Below are 15702 nucleotides of genomic sequence, written 5' to 3'. Positions count from 1 at the left end.
TGGTACTCGGCGGTCCCCTCCTCCAGCACCGCCAGCCGGTCGAAGAACAGCTTCGACAGCTCCCGCGCGTCCTTCGGCGCCACCTGGGAGGGATCGGCTATCTCCGGAACGTCCACCGTACGTTCAGCGGTCTGCACGGTCGTCGTCACCATCATGCGCCCCTCCCAGTCGATCAGTTCTGCCTGCGCCGGTCCTTTGTCCGGCAAGCCGCGTCTACCCCGGCCACCGGCCGTCACGCCTAGGACTTTTTCAATTTCCGCCCGGCTCTCCGTGACTCCGCACGATTTCCTTCACCTTGGCCACCGCGAAACCCCATCCCTGTTCGACGGTCGGCTTGGCCGGTACGGCGATCTCGTCGGGGTTGGTGAGGACGTCGAGCAGGACCGGGCCCGGGGTGCGGAAGGCGCGTCGTACGGCGCTCTCCACTTCGTCGGGATCCGTCACGCGGATGCCGGTGATGCCCATGGCCTCGGCCACGGCGGCGAAGTCGGGATTGTCGAGGACCGTGCCGAACTCGGGCAGACCGGCCTGCTCCTGTTCGAGTTTCACCATGCCCAGACGGCGGTTGTCGAAGACGACGAGCTTGACGGGCAGGCGATACGTCTTCAGGGTCATCAGGTCGCCCAGGAGCATGCTCAGCCCGCCGTCGCCGCAGAAGGCCACGACCTGGCGCTCGCGGTCGAGGACCTGCGCGCCCAGGGCCTGGGGCATGGCGTTGGCCATCGAGCCGAGGTTGTACGAGCCGATCAGCCGCCGCTCGCCGCGCATCTCGACGAACCGCGAGAGCCACACCGTGGCCATGCCCGTGTCCGAGGTGAAGACGGCGTCGTCGGCGGCGATCCGGTCCACGGCGGCCGCCAGCGCCTCGGGGCGGATGTCGTGCGTGCGGTTGTCCAGCGCGGAGCGGACGCGGCCCACGAGGCCCTTGTCGTGCGACGGGTCGGCGAGCCGGGCCTGACCGGTGCGCCACTGGTCGAACCGTTCGCGCGCCTTCTCCAGGTGCGAGCGGTCGCGCGCGCCGTCCGTCCCGGCGGGCGGGGCGGCGAGGTGGTCCAGGAGGTCGCGTACGGTGGCGCCGGTGTCCCCCACCAGCCCGACGTCGACCGGTACCCGGCGTCCGATGTGGGTGGCCTCGGTGTCGACCTGGATCACCTTGCGGCCCTCGGGATACCAGTCGCGGTAAGGGAAGTCGGTGCCGAGCAGCAGGAGCGTGTCCGCGTCCTGGAGGGCCGACGCGGCGGCGGGATTGCCGATCAGCCCCGTCTGGCCGACCTGGAAGCGGTTGGTGTCGCCCTCGAAGCCGGCCTTGGCCTTCAGCGTGAGCACCATCGGTGCGGCCAGGCGGTCGGCGAGGGCGAGGACGTCCTCGCGGGCGGCGCGGGCACCCTCCCCGACGAGCAGGGTGACGCGCTCCGAGCGGTCGAGGAGTTCCGCGGCGCGACGGACCGCCGACTCCTCCGGCCGGCTCAGCGGAGCGTTCAGGGAGAAGCGGGCCGGCCGGTCTGCGGTCAGTTCCCGCTCGCCCAGGTCGCCCGGCACGGTGAGGACGGCGACACCCCGGCGGCCCAGCGCGTGGCGGACCGCCGTCTCCAGCATCTGCGGCAGCTGGTCGGGCGAGGTGACGGTCGCGCGGAAGACGGCCACGTCGGCGAAGAGGGCGTCGTTGTCGACCTCCTGGAAGTAGTCGCTGCCCAGTTCGGCGAGCGGTACCTGACCGGCGATGGCCAGGACCGGGGCGTGGCTCTTGGCGGCGTCGTACAGCCCGTTGAGGAGGTGGACGGAACCGGGTCCGACCGTGCCCATGCACACGCCGAGGGTTCCGGTCAGCTGCGACTGGGCGCTCGCGGCGAAGGCCGCCGCCTCCTCGTGCCGGCAGCCCACCCACTCCAGGCCCTCGGTGGTGCGGATGGCGTCGGTCAGGGGGTTGAGCGCGTCTCCGACGACGCCGAACACCTGGCGCACGCCGAGTTCGCTCAGCGCGTCCACGACGACGCGGGCAACGGTACGGGCCACTTCAGTCCTCCAGGTCACGCGGTTCACAGGTTCACACGGTTCGCAGGGTTCGCGCGGTTCGTGCCGTTCCCATCGCTCGCACCGCTCACACGGCGAAACGGTCGGGGTCGGCGGCCTTCCAGTCGGCCGCCCAGGAGGCCGGCGGCTCGACGAGCAGCTGCCCCGGCTCGAGCCACTCGTACAGCTCCTCGTAGGAGCGCTCGGTGAAGGGATCCACGCGCTGGCGGAGCATGTGCGGACGCAGCTGAGCGGGATCGGTGACGCCCATGGACGCCATGATCTGCAGCGCGCTGGCCACCGTCGCCTCCTGGAAACGCTGCACGCGCGGCGCCTTGTCACGGACGTCCAGGGCGCGCGCCCGCCGGGGGTCCTGTGTCGTGACCCCGGTGGGGCAGGTGTTCGTATGGCACCGCTGGGCCTGGATGCAGCCGACGGCGAACATCATCGCCCGCGCCGCGTTGCCGTAGTCCGCCCCCTGCACCATGCGTTTGACGAGGTCGGTACCGGTGGCGATCTTGCCGCTCGCCCCGATCCTGACCCGGTCGCGCAGGCCCGTGCCGACGAGGGCGTTGTGCACGGTGAGCAGGCCCTCGGTGAGCGGGGCGCCGACGTGGTCGGCGAACTCAAGGGGCGCCGCACCCGTCCCGCCCTCGCCTCCGTCCACCACGATGAAGTCGGGCGCCGTTCCCTCCTCCAGCATCGCCTTGCACACGGCGAGGAACTGCCGGCGCGAGCCGACGCACAGTTTGAAGCCGGTCGGCTTGCCACCCGCCAGGTCCCGCATCCGCGCGATGAACCGCACCAGTTCACGCGGGGTGTCGAAGACCCGGTGGTACGGCGGCGAGACCACCGTCCGCCCCTCGGGCACGTCCCGTACCCGCGCGATCTCGGCATTGACCTTCGCGCCCGGCAGCACCCCGCCGATCCCCGGCTTGGCCCCCTGCGAGAGTTTCAGGGACACGCACTTGACGTGCTCGTGCGCGGCCTTGTCGGCGAACTCGGCGGGGTCGAAGTCGCCGTCCGGGGTACGGCAGCCGAAGTAGCCGGTGCCGATCTCCCAGATCAGGTCGCCACCCGGCCGGAGATGGTATTCGGACAGGCCGCCCTCGCCGGTGTCCTGGGCGAACCCCCCTGCTTTCGCGCCCGCGTTGAGCGCGAGGACCGCGTTCGCGGACAGCGAGCCGAAGCTCATCGCCGACACGTTCAGCAGCGCCATGTCGTACGGCCTGCTGCAGTCCGGTCCTCCCACCCGCACCCGCGGCGGGGTCTCCGGCACCGGGCAGGGGGCCATCGACGGCACGAGGAACTCGTAGCCGGGCTGGTACACGTCCCGTTCGGTGCCGTAGGGCTGCTCGGCGTCGGTGCCCTTGGCCCGCTCGTAGACGATGGTGCGTACGTCCCTGTCGAAGGGACGGCCGTCGTAGTTGCGCTCGATGAAGTACTGCTGCAGTTCCGGACGGATGCGCTCAAGCAGGAAGCGGGCATGCCCCAGCACGGGATAGTTGCGCAGCACCGAGTGCCGGCGCTGCAGCAGATCCCAGGCACCCAGCAGACCCGCCACGGTGAGCGGCACGGCGGCGAGCCACCACCACGGGGAGATGCCGGCCGCAGCCACGAGCGCCGACGCGCCCGCGGCGAGGGCCAGGACGACGATTGCGATGCGTGTCACCCCACGCTCATTGCCGGGCGGCCGCTTCCCAGTCCTGCGTTTTCCCCAAGAGCGGCCCAAGGCCGACGAACGGCATCCCCGCGCTGGGCACGCCGGGCCTGATGAACCGCCCGGAGCTCCAGGTAGGCACTGAGCACCGACGAACCGCACGCCGTGCTCATCGTTTCACCAGGTCGAGGATGAGCCTGGCGATGTCCTCCGGGGCCTCCTCGGCCATGAAGTGGCCCGCCCCGGTCGTGAAGTGCTGAAGGTCGGCGGCCCACGGCCGCCAGGTCGCGGCGGCGTCGAACCCCAGCTGCCGGCCCCAGTCCTGCTGGACGACCGTCACCGGCATGGTGAGCCGGTTGCCGGCGTCGAGGTCGGCCTGGTCGTGGGCGATGTCGATGGTCGCGGTGGCGCGATAGTCGGCGACGATCGACGCGACGGCGTTCCGGCAGGCGCGAAGGTACTCGTCGCGCACGTCCGCCGGGATGGCGCGGGAGCCGGTGGCCCAGGCGTCGAGGAAGTGGCCGAAGAACGCGTCGGCGCTGCCCGTGATCATCTGCTCGGGCAGCCCGGGCGGCTGGGCCATCAGATAGAGGTGGAAGCCCACCGCCGCACCGACCCCGCGCAGGACGTTCCAGGTGTCCAGGGTGGGAACGATGTCCAGGATGCCCAGGTGGCTGACCCGATGGGGATGGTCGAGGCCGGCCCGGAAGGCGACGTGCGCGCCGCGGTCGTGCCCGACCAGTGCGAACCGGTCGAACCCCAGTGCGTCGGCCAGGCCGACGATGTCCGCGGCCATCGTCCGCTTCGCGTAGGTGTCCTCGGCGACCGCCGCCGGCTTGCTGCTGGCGCCGTAGCCGCGAAGGTCGGGGCAGACCACGGTGTGGCGCTCGGCCAGGACGGGTGCGACGTGCCGCCACATCAGGTGGGTCTGAGGAAAACCGTGGAGCAGCACGAGCGCCGGCCCCTGTCCGCCGACCGCCGCGTTCAGTTCCATGCCGTCGGCCACACCGATCGACCTGGTGGTGAATCCCGGAATGGTGATGCCCATCGCGCATCGTCTCCTTCTTCGGAATGCGTGAACAATTGCCGTCCACCGGTGGACGCGTGGACGAGAGAAGGATCGGGCAGCCGGGTCAGCAGGGAATCAGCAGCGCGGCCCGAAGCCGGCGCGGGACGACAATGAGTGCATGGAGATCCTCGTCCAGGTGCTCGGACCGATCGAGGTCACGGACACCGAGGGCCGCCCTGTGGCGGTCGGCAGCCGGCGCCGCCGCGAGGTGCTGGGACGGCTGGTCGCGGCCGGTGGCCGGGCCGTCCCGCTCGCGGTGCTGGTCGGCGATCTCTGGGAGGACCCCCCGCCCACGGCGGCCGGGACGGTGCGCACCTTCGTGGGCGAGCTGCGCCGCGCCCTCGAACCGGATCGTCTCCCGCGCACCCGCTCGCGTGTCATCGACACCGTCGGTACCGGATACGCCCTACGGATTCCACGGACCCACGTCGACGCCCACCGCTTCGAGGACGCCCTTCGGGCCGCGCGCGACGCACCCGGCGGCCGGGTGGCCGGGGCGCTGGGCGAAGCGCTCTCGTGGTGGCAGGGCGAGCCCTACGCGGACCTCGACGCCTCGCCCTGGCTGGAACCGGAGCGCGCCCGCCTGACGGAGCTGCACCGTCAAGCCGTCGAGCTGCGCGCCCGGGCGGCGCTCGACCTCGGACACGGCGCGTCCCTCGTCCCGGAACTGGAAGCCTTCGCTGCCACGCACCCGTGGCGCGAGCACGCATGGGCTCTGCTGTCCCGTGCCCTCTACCAGGCCGGCCGCCAGGTCGACGCGCTGGCCTCGCTGCGCGCGGCGCGGACCAGGCTGCTGGACCGGTTCGGGCTGGCATCGGTGGACGGCCTCGACCATCTCGAACGGGACATCCTCCAGCACGCTCCGCACCTCACCGCGGCGCCCCGCGCCGAGGACCGGCTGCGCCTGCTCACGCGCACGGAAGCGACGGGGACGTACACCCGGCTGCGCTCGATGAGCACGGTGGCCGGGGCCGCCGCGGTGACGGGCGGCACCAATCTGGTGCTCGCCCAGGAGCAACGTGCCGCGGCGGTCGCGGAAGCGGAACGCACCGCGGATCCCGACCTGACCGCCCGCGTGATCGCGGCGTACGACGTACCCACCGTCTGGACGCGCGCCGACGATCCCGTACGCTCCGCGTCGCTGGTGGCGACCACCCGGCGCACTCTGCACCGCCTCGGGCCCGGGGCTCCGCCCGCGCTGCGGGCACGCCTCCTGGCCACCTGCGGCCTGGAGCATCGCGGAACCCGGGACCGCTGGGCCGCCGAGGCGGCGGCCGAAGCAGAACGGCTCGCCCGAGAGCTCCACGACCCGGGCGTGCTGGCGCTCGCGCTCAACGCCCGGTTCGTGCAGTCCTTCCAGCACCCGGGGCGCACCGGCGAACGTGACGGGATCGCCGACGAGCTCATCGCTCTCTCGACGCGGCATGATCTCCCGGCGTTCGAGATCCTCGGCCATCTGATCAAGATCCAGGTCTGCGCGGCCCGAGGTGACGCCGAGACCTCGCAACGCCACATCACGGCGGCCGAGCGGCTCGCCACCGTCCACGAGACCCCGCTCGTCCACGTTCTCACCGCGGCTGCCCGGACCATGCGGCTGGCAGAGACAGCGAACGACCCCGCCGAGGCCGCTCATGCCTACCGCACCCTGGCCACCGACCTCGCCGGTGCCGGCATGCCCGGAATGAAGGCCGGCTTCCTCCCGCTCGCGCTTCTCTCACTCCGCCTGCGTCACCGACGTCCCGCGCCGACGGACCCCGGCCTCGACTGGGGGCCCCACCGCCCCTGGGCCCAGCCCCTCCTCGACCTCGCCCGCGGCAACCTCGCGGCGGCCCGCCACGCGGCCGCCACCCTGCCGACACCCCCTGCCGACCACCTGTACGACGCGCTCTGGGCGGTCAGCGCACACACGGCCCTGCTGCTCCATGACGCCTCCCTGGCCACGCAGGCGCACGACGCCCTCTCCCCCCTGCGCGGCGAGATCGCGGGCGGAGCAACCGCCATGATCACCTTCGGCCCCGTCGACGACATCCTGTCCGCCCTTGAACAACAGCTCGCTCGGCGATGACACCCGCCCTCGAACACCCGCGGGTCAGGAGGCCTTCGCGGCCGGCTCATGGATGGCCACGCACTCCACCTGATGCGTCATCGGAAACATGTCCGGATTCTTCAGCTGGAGAAAACCGCCGGTGAGGGGGCCTTTCTCCGACATCGGAACGGCCAAATGCCCGCCATCAAGCCTTCTGCAACGTTCTTTAGAAACAGGACGGCTATACCCACCCCTCGCGGGCGGCGAGCACGCCGGCCTCGAACCGGCTGCGCGCTTGCAGCCGGGTCATCAGGTCGGCGGCGAGCCGACGGACCGTGCGCACCGAGATGGCGAGGTGGCGGGCGGCGATCTCGTCGGTGCAGCCCTCGGCGAGCAGCCGCAGCAGTTCACGCTCCTGGGGGCCGAGGCCGCGGTGGTCCTTCGACAGCGGCAGGCCCCAGGGGGCGGCGTTCTTCCAGACCTCCTCGAAGAGCATCACCAGGGCCGTGACGGCGCCCGGGCTGTGCAGGACCAGGGCGCCCTTGAGGGCGTTGCCCGGCTCCAGCGGGACGACAGCGACCTTCCGGTCCGCGATGATCATGCGCATGGGCAGGACGGGGACGGTGCGGGTCTCGCTTCCGAGCGAGGTGAGCCATCGGACGTAGCCGGTGGTCGCCGCATCGTTGCGCAGGCTGTCCTGGTAGATCGAGCGGACCGAGACACCGCGCTCCAGGGCCTCCTGGTCGGGCCCCTTGGCAGCGGCCATGTCCTCGGGGCGCTGGGCGCCGCCGATGACGAAGGACAGGCACTCCTCCTTCATGTTCGCCGCCAGTTCCTCCAGACGGTCGCGGACCGCCTCCATGCCGTCGAGGCATTCGGCGACCTCGGGCAGGAATTCCCGGCGTGAGCCGCCGTACTCGGCGGCCAGTACGGCTATGGATTCCTTGGCCTCTTCCAACTGTTTCTGGTGCCGCGCCAGCGAAGCGCTCCGGCGCGCGTGCAGGGCGCTGAGGCCGACCCCCGGATCGACCGGGCGAAGGCTCTCCGCCCCTGGCCCGGTGGGGCGCAGCAGGTGCAGGTGGGCCAGCTGGTCCAGGGTGGCTCGGACTGCGTTCTCGGTCAGTCCCGAGCGGTCGCACAGTTCCTTGATCCCCTGCTGCGGGGAGTCAAGGAGCGAGCGGTAGACGACTTCGGCAGCGGGCTCCAGGCCGAGGGCTTCGAGCATACTTCACCTCTTTGTTGCTGGTGTGGCGACAACAGGAAGCGGGGGTATGCGCGGTCTGCGATTCCATGCGGCCGTAGCCGGCCAGCGAGAGGTGAGCGGCGGGCTCGGGGCGTGCGGGCGTCTGAAGATGGTCTGTCCACATTCGCCCCCCTGCCTGCCCGCACGTCACTCGCGCTGTACTGGCCCCCCGTGGCCAGGCGAACGCCGAAAAGCCTATCGACGCCGGAGCGATCTTAGTTCGTTGCATGACAAGTGGCACCCGCCTTAAGGAAGCTTTTGACACACCCCCGGTGCGCTACTTGATGAGAAGGCTGGTAAACGGACGATATTCAGCCTTCAGGGTATTTGCCGCAATGATGGGTTCATGTTCGAAATGTTGGGCTCCTGCACGCCGGGTGCGGAGTGGCATCTCGCGGCCAGGCACGACACTGCCACAGCGGCAAACGATCAGGTCAGCGCCCATTCGAGGGGCGGTCGAGTTTGCACCATGGTGACAGCGCGCTTCATGCCAAGGTCAGGTGCTTACGGGGTGGGGGCAGGGGCGGCCAAGCTCTAGCCATCGTCAGCCGATCGAGCACAACGGCAGCCGGCTGAAGCAGCAAGCAATCAACCGACACCCTCTCGAGGAGTACCGCCATGTCGCGCAACGCCCCTTTTGCCACTTCCATCCTGGTTGTTCTGGCTGTTCTGACTGTTCTGGTCGGCGCCTTTGCCACCGTGGGCTCCGCCGCGCACTCGCGGCCTGTCGCGGACGCCGCGCCGCACGCGACCGTCATCGCCGGGACCGTCACCTGGGGCCCGTGACCCGAAGAGGGTGCGGTTCCTCCGAGAGCAACCGCACGACCTCGGTCGGCTCCGAAGTGCACAGCCTCCGTGGTCAGCCCCGAGCAGGTCATCGCAGACGCGTTTGACCAGGCCGAGGCATACGACCCGCAGTACCCGCGGCCCTGGATCGCCCCGGCGGGCGGCGCCTGCCACCGGCTCGACCTGATCGAAGCCGAGACCCGCCGACGCGGCATCACGATCCGCATCCTGCGTGGACTTCGTCCACGCCGCCCCCGTACGTCCGGGCCGCCGCCCATGCCTTGCGCAATCCCGGCACACTACCGAGGCCGTCGACGCGTGCGCGCTGCTTGACCGGGCACCTCAACCGTCGAACCGAACCACCCAACCGAGGAGCCGCTCCGTGCTCGCTGTACTCATCCGCATGGCCCCGGCCCCCGACGGAGAGAAGGCGTCATCCGCGGTGCTGGTGGAGGAGGTCGTGTGGGCAGCGGCCGAGCCGCAGGACCGCCTGGAGCACCTCACGGTGGTCCACGACACGGCGGGCCGGTTCGGCCTCATGGCCTTCGTGGCGGCAGGTGACAGGCACCAGGCAACCGTCCAGGCCCGAGGACTGATCGACCGCGCTGTGCTGCGCGCGGGCGCGTTGCGCGGCTGGAGTGTCGTCGAGTGCTCCGCCCTGGATCTTTCTCGCGACTCCGACTACGGCGGTGAACCGGTGCCCCTGCAGGAGCTGGACGTCTTCGATCTGTGACGATCTGGACGGCCTCTTCATATCGTTGACCACGCCCGTGGCTCCCGAACGATCCGTCTGTGCGGAGCGCAGACACGATCACCCGGAGCCACGGGTGAACTGCGTCCGGGAGTCACCCTCCAGGAGTCGGCCGGAGATCGCCGTACGACTCCGCCGGCCGATCCGGCGTGGCGGCGCCGATGCGCCGCTCCCGGAACCGCTCGAGGATCTGCACCGCGGGAACCGTGGAGCCGGGCGTGCGCAGACTCGATTCGCGATTGCCGTCGAACCTCGAGCAGACCGCGATGTGCGCGTCGTAGGCCGTCGACATCGCATCGAGCAGCTTCCGGTAGGACTTGTCGACGGCCGGAGCGGGCGACGCCAGCAACGGCTTGACCCGGCTGATCGACTTGAGCAGAATCCGGTGATCACGCAACTGCAGACCGCTGAACTTGGCATTGATGTGCGGCGGCATCATCGCGGGGCGTACCGCGTCCGTGTAGTGCGTGCGCGTGAAGTCACCCGCGTACCGCATCGATGTGCCGGACCCGATCATCAGCACCGTGGCGTCCTCGAGCAGTCGGCAGGCGCTCTGGATGTCTTCCGGATCGTCCTTGAGGAACTCCTCGAGGCAGCCGACCGAGACGACCAGCGCCTGGATGAGTGCGAAGAACACCTGATGACCCAGGCACCAGCGCATCAGGGGATCGGCCGCCACGTCGTCGATCCTCGTGCCGGCGTCCTGCGGGCGAGCGCGAGCCGCGTCCTCGAAGGGTGTGCCGGCGACTCCGATGCGCCACAGAAGGTGGAAGGTGCTGGTGAATGCCTCACGCAGTTGAGCCCGTTCACCGCTGCACAGGCTCACCCCGGCGGAGAGGGCGTCGTTGAGCTGGCTGCGGAGGGCTTCGAGCATGGTGCGGGTGAACGTCTCCACCGGGTTCCCCGTGACCCTGATCGCGCCGAAGAACCGGTCGTGTTCCTCGTAGAGGTCCTCCGGCAGGGCCTTCCGCTCCGCATCGGTGTACGTGGTGGCGGCAGCCGGTGCGGTCAGGCAGGTCAGGGCCGCATCGACTGCGGCCAGTGCCTGCCGGTCGGAGTCCCGCGGAGCTATGTCGAGGACGGTCCGCAGAGCGTCCGCGGTGCGCTGGTTCATCATGCCGGTGACGGCGCTTCGTGAGGCCGGCAGGTGCTCCGCCTTCAACAGGTGGAGCGGCCGCATGTCCGCATGACTGGCCTGGGTCTCAGCCTCGATCACTTCACAGACTCCTTCGAGTTGAACTGTCCACTGGGGATGAGTGAGACCGGCAGGCTGCTGTATCCGCGGAGGAACGTCGAGTAGATCGGCTTGGGATCACCCACGAGCTCGATCCGCTCCACCTTGTCGCAGAGGGTCTTCAGGACGGCGGTGATCTCGGCTCGCCCGAGATAGGACCCGAAGCAGAAGTGGGGTCCGGAGCCGAAGCTCAGGTGCTTGTTGGGAGTCCGTGCCACGTCGAAGCTCTGAGGATCCCGGAAGATGCCCTCGTCGCGGTTGGCGGAGGTGTTCCAGAGGATGACGTGGTCGCCTGCGCGGATCGTCCGACCGCCGATGGTGACGTCGGCCGTTGCGGTGCGACCGATGTGCATCGACGGAGTCGTCCAGCGCAGGATCTCCTCGACCGCGCTCGCTATCGTGGCCCGGCCCTCCTTCAACGCCAGCCATTGATCGGGGTGTTGGGAGAAGACGAGCAGGGCGCCGACCATGGCCAGGCGACTGGTGTGGTCCCCCGCGAGGATGAACCCGTAGCAGTTGACGACCACTTCGTCGTCGGTCATCGGCTCACCGTTGATCTGGCAGGTGGCCATCGCACTGATCAGGTCGTCCTGCGGATTCTCGCGGCGGGCCTCGATGATCTCCTGGCAGTAGCTGAGGAGTTCGTTGCGGGAGAGCCAGCGGTCCTCCTCGGTCTGCCCCTCGTCGTCCGTGCTGAGCGCCTCCCGGCTCAGGTCGAGCAGGTACTTGTGGTCCTTCGGCGGGAAGCCGAGGAGATCGCAGATCGTCCCCATGGGGACCAGCTCCGCGACCTCCTTGGCGAAGTCGAAGGTCCCGATTCCGACACCGCTGCCGAGGAGCTGGTCGACCCGCTGCTGCAGCTTGTCCGTCACCACCTTGCGGGTCCGGGGGCTGAACGCCTTCAGCAGGATCGTCCGCATGGCGTTGTGGCGCGGCGCATCGGTGAGCGCCAGGTTGATGCCGGCCGCCGGATCCCCTCCGGGCTTGTGCAGCGAGGACAGCATGTTCCCGGGCCGCGAGCTGAACCGCTCGGGGTCCTGCAGAACGGTCATGACGTCGGTGTAGCGGGACACCACCCAGAATGGGGGCCCCTGCTCCGTGGCCGGGTGCAGATAGATGGGCTGCTCGGCCCGGACGCGCCGCCAGAAATCCTCCATGTCGGTCTGCACGAAGGTGTTCGGGTCCGCGAGGTTCACGCTGTTGAGGTCGTCGGCATATGTGCCGTTGTTCGGCATGGAAATCTCCTGGCCTTCAGAATGGGTGACTAATGCGTAGATATTTCCTTGCCGGAGAGATCGGCGATCAGCATCGCCAGGCGATCCAGCCCTGCTTCGATCTCGTCCGGCGACACCACGCTCACCGAAAGGCGTAGCTGATTCTCGCCGCCGCGGCCGTCGTAGAAGTGGCTCATGGGTGTCCACAGCACGCCGTACTTATTGGCCCCGTATTCCAGTGCGGCGTCGTCGGCAGCGAACGGAACAGTGACTACCACGAAGAAACCACCGCCGGGCGTGTTCCACGAGACCTGGTGGTCCCCGCCTCGCGGGAACCGCCGGTCCATCCCCTCCAGCAGCAGTCGCAGATTCCGGCTGTAAAGCTCGATTTCCCTGGTGTTCGCCTTGACCAGGCTGCAGTCGTGCTCCAGCAGTTTGCCTCCCGCCATGGCCTGGGCCACGGGCGGGGTGTTGACGGTGAGCATACTTTTGATCTTGGAAAGGTCGTCCGCGAAAAGGTTGGACTCTGCGTTCGCGCCGGCCACGCGCTGATCCGCGACGACGAAGCCGATCCTGGCTCCGGGGAAGCAGGTCTTGGAGAGCGAGCCCAGATAGACGACCCGCCGCGAAGTGTCGAGGGCCTTGAGCGTCGGCAGGCGCTGACCGGCCTCGGCCTGGAACAGACCGTACGGGTTGTCCTCGAGGATCAGCAGATCGTGCTCGGCCGCGATGGCGAGCAACCTCTGTCGGGCCTCCAGGTCGAGGCTCGCGCCGGAGGGGTTGGCGAAGTCCGGGACGAGGTAGAAGGCCCGTGGCCGCTTGCCCTCGGCGCGCACCGCCTCGATCTGCTCGATCAGGTGGTCGAGGTCGATGCCGTCCTCATGCTCCCGCACCGGCCGGACGGACATGTCCACCAGCCGCGCGGCACCGGTCAGTCCGACGTAGCCCGGCGCGACCGTCAGCACGACATCCCGCTCGTCCGTGCGAAGTGCCCGGAGCACCAGGAACATCGCCTCCTGGCAGCCGACCGTGACGACGATCGACTCCGGGTCGACGTCGATGCCCTCGTCACAGGCGAGGTTCCGGGCGAGAAGCTCGTGGATGATGCCCTTGGTCCGGCCGTACTGGAAGAGGGTGCGGCGTACGCGCTGTGCGTCCGCACCCTTCTCGGCCGCCAGGTAGTCGCAGAAGATCTGCAGATATCGGGGAAGGTCGTCGACGTCGAAGAACTCTTCGCTGGGCCGGCCGGCGGCGAGCGAAATGGCCTCCGGGAACCGGTTGGCCACCTCGTTCAAGAAGTTCATGGAGGCGAGTGCCGGATCCCGGAGCGCTGCGTGCAGTCGATCCGTGCTCAGGTCGGCGGCCAGGAGTTCCACTCCACTGTCGTTCATGCGTCCTCGCTTGCCTAAGGGGAACAGCGAACCCGCGACAACGTCGGCGAGCCCTACTTCGATGCGGTGCTGGAAACCCCTTCCGGTGCTTCCGTCGTGGCGGACGCCTCTTCGGTCGCTTCCCGAATGGCGCGGTTGCTCAGCGCGGGCAGGCTGACCAGGGCCACCAGGACCATCAGGAGGCCGCCCATGACGAACGGCGCGCGCAGACTGATCGCACTCGCCAGGTAGCCGCCGAGGAGACCGCCGAAGGGTGCACCCACGAGCGAGATCAGCCGGCTGGCCGAGAGCACGCGGCCACGAATCTCCGCCGGTGCGAGACGCTGCCGCAGCGAACCGACGACAACGATCTGGACACTCATCGAGAACCCGATGACGGCCATCATTCCGCCGGCGATCCAGGGGTTTCCGGTCAGGCCCTGCCCGACGATCGCCAGTCCTTCGAGGGTCATGCCGATGCATCGCATGGTGCCCACCTGGAGCTTCCTGGCGACCGCGGACGCCAGGAGACTGCCGATGAAGGCGCCGATGGCGGTGGAGCTCAGCAGCAGGCCGTAGCCGATGTCGCCGAGACCGAGCTGCTCCTTGGCCAGCAGGACCAGCAGCGACATCTGGGCGGTGAAGACCAGGTTGCCGACAGCAGCCGTGCCGGACAGCGCTCGCAGGACGCGGTGCTTCAGCAGCCAGCGCAGTCCTTCCGCGACCTCGGCGCGAAGGTTCCTGCGGGCCGGCTCGGTGGCCGGCGCGTTCCCGAAATCACCCTTCAGCGAACCGACGAAGACGGCACTGATCAAGAAGGAGAACGCGTTCCCCAGGAACGGCAGGAAGTGCGACAGGGAGAAGAGCACACCGCCGAGCGGCGGACCTGCGAGCTGCTCCCCGTTGATCTCGGCTGCGGAGATCCGGCTGTTGGCCCGGATGAGTGCCTGATCCCCGGAGGTGACCACCGGCAGGACGGCCTGTGCGGAGATGTCGAAGAAGATGTCCGCGCACCCGATAGCGAATCCCGCCACGATCAGCAGGGAGATATTCGCGTGGTCGGTCAGTACGGCGACCGTGAGCAGGGCGAGGATGACGAGCCGGATGAGGTCCGCATGAAGCATCACCTTCTTCCGGTTCCACCGGTCCACCAGGGCTCCGGCCGGCAGGCCGAGCAGGAACCACGGCAGGGTGCCGACGGCGCCGACCGCACCGATGAGCAGTGGATCACTGGTCAGCTGGACTGCCAGCAGGGGCAGCGCGGCCAGCTGAACGCCGTCGCCCAGAGACGAGGCGATCTTGGCCACCCACACCTTGTTGAAGTTGGCGCCCAAGGGCGGCTGCGGCACCTTCTCTTTGCCGGTGATGTTCAATGGTTCTCCTGAGACCGGATTGTTGATGGACGACTGGGGTGCGTGAGCACCCCAGAAGACTGGTGGTCACGCGTTGCCCTGGGCCACCGGGCTGTCGGCCAACCGTGCGGCCAGCACCTGTGCGATTTCGGACAGCGGGCCGGGCTGAGTCATGGCCCCGTGCACGCAGTCGATGGCGTGCACCTCGACTCGTCCGGTCGTATGCGGGGACCAGATGTCGGGAGTGAGCTCACCGTCCGCCTTGTCGGCGGCTGCGGCGAAGAAGAGGATGTCGCCCATGAACTTTCCGGCACTGATGTGATCGCTCAAGTTGGCGATGTCCACGAAGACGTTGACCAGAGCCGAGAACTCGTCCGCGCCGAGCCCGGAGAGAGGACTCTCGGGCGATGCCGGGTCGTGTCCGACCGACTCGGCGATCGCACTCAGCACGTCCGGGCTGTCGTACGACAGCCGCTCGCCCTCCCAGCCGTCCGTCGGCAGGTAGCTGTCCATCATGGCGAGCAGAGCGACTTCCTCGCCTTCCTCCTGCAGGCGGACCGCAAGGGAGTGGGCCACGATGCCGCCGAAGGACCAGCCCAGGAGGGAGTACGGGCCGGAAGGCTGAACGGTCCGGATCTCGTTCAGGTAGTCCTCGACCATCTCCTCCAGCCCTGGTGCCGAGGCGTCCGGCTCGCTGAACTTACGGGCCTGAAGACCGTAGAGAGGCTGCTGGCGGTCCAGATGGCGCAGGAGGCCGGAGTACGCCCAACTCAGCCCTATCGCCGGATGGACACAGAACAGCGGGTCGAGATCTCCTTCGACACGCAGCGGGAGCAGGACCCCCAGTGAGTCCCCGGAGGAGCTCCCCGGTGTCCGGTCCAGGTGCTGGACAAGCGTGGCGATGGTGGGGGTTTCGAAGAGGGTGCGTACCGGCAGTTCGATGTCGAGGGTGGTGCGGATGCGGCTGATGAGGCGGGTGGCGAGGAG

At 69.1% G+C, this 15702-nt stretch carries 12 protein-coding genes and 1 pseudogene; 3 read left to right on the top strand and 10 right to left on the bottom strand.

Translation table 11 applies throughout. The features are described from left to right. The 4 genes and pseudogenes from ACIP4Y_RS38390 to ACIP4Y_RS38375 form a co-directional block, all read right to left on the bottom strand. Nucleotides 1–155: pseudogene (locus tag ACIP4Y_RS38390) on the bottom strand (RNA polymerase sigma factor SigF); the annotation flags it as partial. 94 nt (nt 156–249) lie between these two features. Further along, nucleotides 250–2013 (bottom strand): thiamine pyrophosphate-dependent enzyme, encoded by a 1764-nt coding sequence (locus tag ACIP4Y_RS38385; protein WP_401401791.1) that lies wholly within the window; start codon nt 2011–2013, stop codon nt 250–252. Nucleotides 2014–2098: 85 nt separating this feature from the next. After that, nucleotides 2099–3682 carry an FMN-binding glutamate synthase family protein gene (locus tag ACIP4Y_RS38380; protein ID WP_401401789.1) on the bottom strand — a complete coding sequence of 528 codons (1584 nt, stop codon included), beginning with the start codon at nt 3680–3682 and terminating at the stop codon, nt 2099–2101. A gap of 157 nt (nt 3683–3839) precedes the next feature. After that, a complete protein-coding gene (locus ACIP4Y_RS38375; protein WP_401401787.1) occupies nt 3840–4718 on the bottom strand; it encodes an alpha/beta fold hydrolase in 879 nt (292 codons plus the stop codon). 139 nt (nt 4719–4857) lie between these two features. On the opposite strand from ACIP4Y_RS38375, the gene ACIP4Y_RS38370 reads away from it, so the two are divergent. Next, on the top strand, nt 4858–6804 hold the full coding sequence (locus tag ACIP4Y_RS38370; protein WP_401401784.1) for a BTAD domain-containing putative transcriptional regulator: 1947 nt from the start codon (nt 4858–4860) through the stop codon (nt 6802–6804). A 202-nt stretch (nt 6805–7006) separates the two neighbouring features. On the opposite strand, the gene ACIP4Y_RS38365 is transcribed toward ACIP4Y_RS38370, so the two are convergent. Then, the gene (locus tag ACIP4Y_RS38365; protein ID WP_401401781.1) at nt 7007–7990 is read right to left on the bottom strand and encodes a LuxR C-terminal-related transcriptional regulator; all 984 of its coding nucleotides are present in this window, start codon (nt 7988–7990) and stop codon (nt 7007–7009) included. Nucleotides 7991–8626: 636 nt separating this feature from the next. Here ACIP4Y_RS38365 and ACIP4Y_RS38360 point away from each other — a divergent pair. Continuing rightward, on the top strand, nt 8627–8794 hold the full coding sequence (locus tag ACIP4Y_RS38360; RefSeq protein WP_401401779.1) for a hypothetical protein: 168 nt from the start codon (nt 8627–8629) through the stop codon (nt 8792–8794). A 382-nt stretch (nt 8795–9176) separates the two neighbouring features. Then, nucleotides 9177–9527 carry a hypothetical protein gene (locus tag ACIP4Y_RS38355; protein WP_358648061.1) on the top strand — a complete coding sequence of 117 codons (351 nt, stop codon included), beginning with the start codon at nt 9177–9179 and terminating at the stop codon, nt 9525–9527. A 112-nt stretch (nt 9528–9639) separates the two neighbouring features. On the opposite strand, the gene ACIP4Y_RS38350 is transcribed toward ACIP4Y_RS38355, so the two are convergent. From ACIP4Y_RS38350 to ACIP4Y_RS38330, 5 genes are all read right to left on the bottom strand, one after another. After that, nucleotides 9640–10761 carry a hypothetical protein gene (locus tag ACIP4Y_RS38350; RefSeq protein ID WP_401401776.1) on the bottom strand — a complete coding sequence of 374 codons (1122 nt, stop codon included), beginning with the start codon at nt 10759–10761 and terminating at the stop codon, nt 9640–9642. After that, on the bottom strand, nt 10758–12014 hold the full coding sequence (locus ACIP4Y_RS38345) for a cytochrome P450 (RefSeq protein ID WP_401401773.1): 1257 nt from the start codon (nt 12012–12014) through the stop codon (nt 10758–10760). The genes ACIP4Y_RS38350 and ACIP4Y_RS38345 overlap by 4 nt, the downstream gene beginning before the upstream one ends. A gap of 29 nt (nt 12015–12043) precedes the next feature. Continuing rightward, a complete protein-coding gene (locus tag ACIP4Y_RS38340) occupies nt 12044–13384 on the bottom strand; it encodes a PLP-dependent aminotransferase family protein (RefSeq protein WP_401401771.1) in 1341 nt (446 codons plus the stop codon). 53 nt (nt 13385–13437) lie between these two features. Further along, on the bottom strand, nt 13438–14736 hold the full coding sequence (locus ACIP4Y_RS38335) for an MFS transporter (protein WP_401401769.1): 1299 nt from the start codon (nt 14734–14736) through the stop codon (nt 13438–13440). A 66-nt stretch (nt 14737–14802) separates the two neighbouring features. After that, a partial coding sequence (locus tag ACIP4Y_RS38330; RefSeq protein WP_401401767.1) for a thioesterase domain-containing protein occupies nt 14803–15702 on the bottom strand: 900 nt, incomplete at its 5' end.

This window comes from Streptomyces sp. NPDC088810 (assembly GCF_044750305.1).
Classification (GTDB): Bacteria; Actinomycetota; Actinomycetes; order Streptomycetales; family Streptomycetaceae; genus Streptomyces.
The sequence above is the reverse complement of the archived record's forward strand: the minus strand, read 5'-3'. Positions and strand labels throughout refer to the sequence as shown.

Bases quoted from the DNA above. Each gene is read 5' to 3' on its own strand.
- ACIP4Y_RS38365 (WP_401401781.1), bottom strand. From the start codon at position 7,990: ATGCTCGAAGCCCTCGGCCTGGAGCCCGCTGCCGAAGTCGTCTACCGC.
- ACIP4Y_RS38340 (WP_401401771.1), bottom strand. From the start codon at position 13,384: ATGAACGACAGTGGAGTGGAACTCCTGGCCGCCGACCTGAGCACGGAT.
- ACIP4Y_RS38360 (WP_401401779.1), top strand. From the start codon at position 8,627: ATGTCGCGCAACGCCCCTTTTGCCACTTCCATCCTGGTTGTTCTGGCT.
- ACIP4Y_RS38375 (WP_401401787.1), bottom strand. From the start codon at position 4,718: ATGGGCATCACCATTCCGGGATTCACCACCAGGTCGATCGGTGTGGCC.
- ACIP4Y_RS38345 (WP_401401773.1), bottom strand. From the start codon at position 12,014: ATGCCGAACAACGGCACATATGCCGACGACCTCAACAGCGTGAACCTC.
- ACIP4Y_RS38370 (WP_401401784.1), top strand. From the start codon at position 4,858: ATGGAGATCCTCGTCCAGGTGCTCGGACCGATCGAGGTCACGGACACC.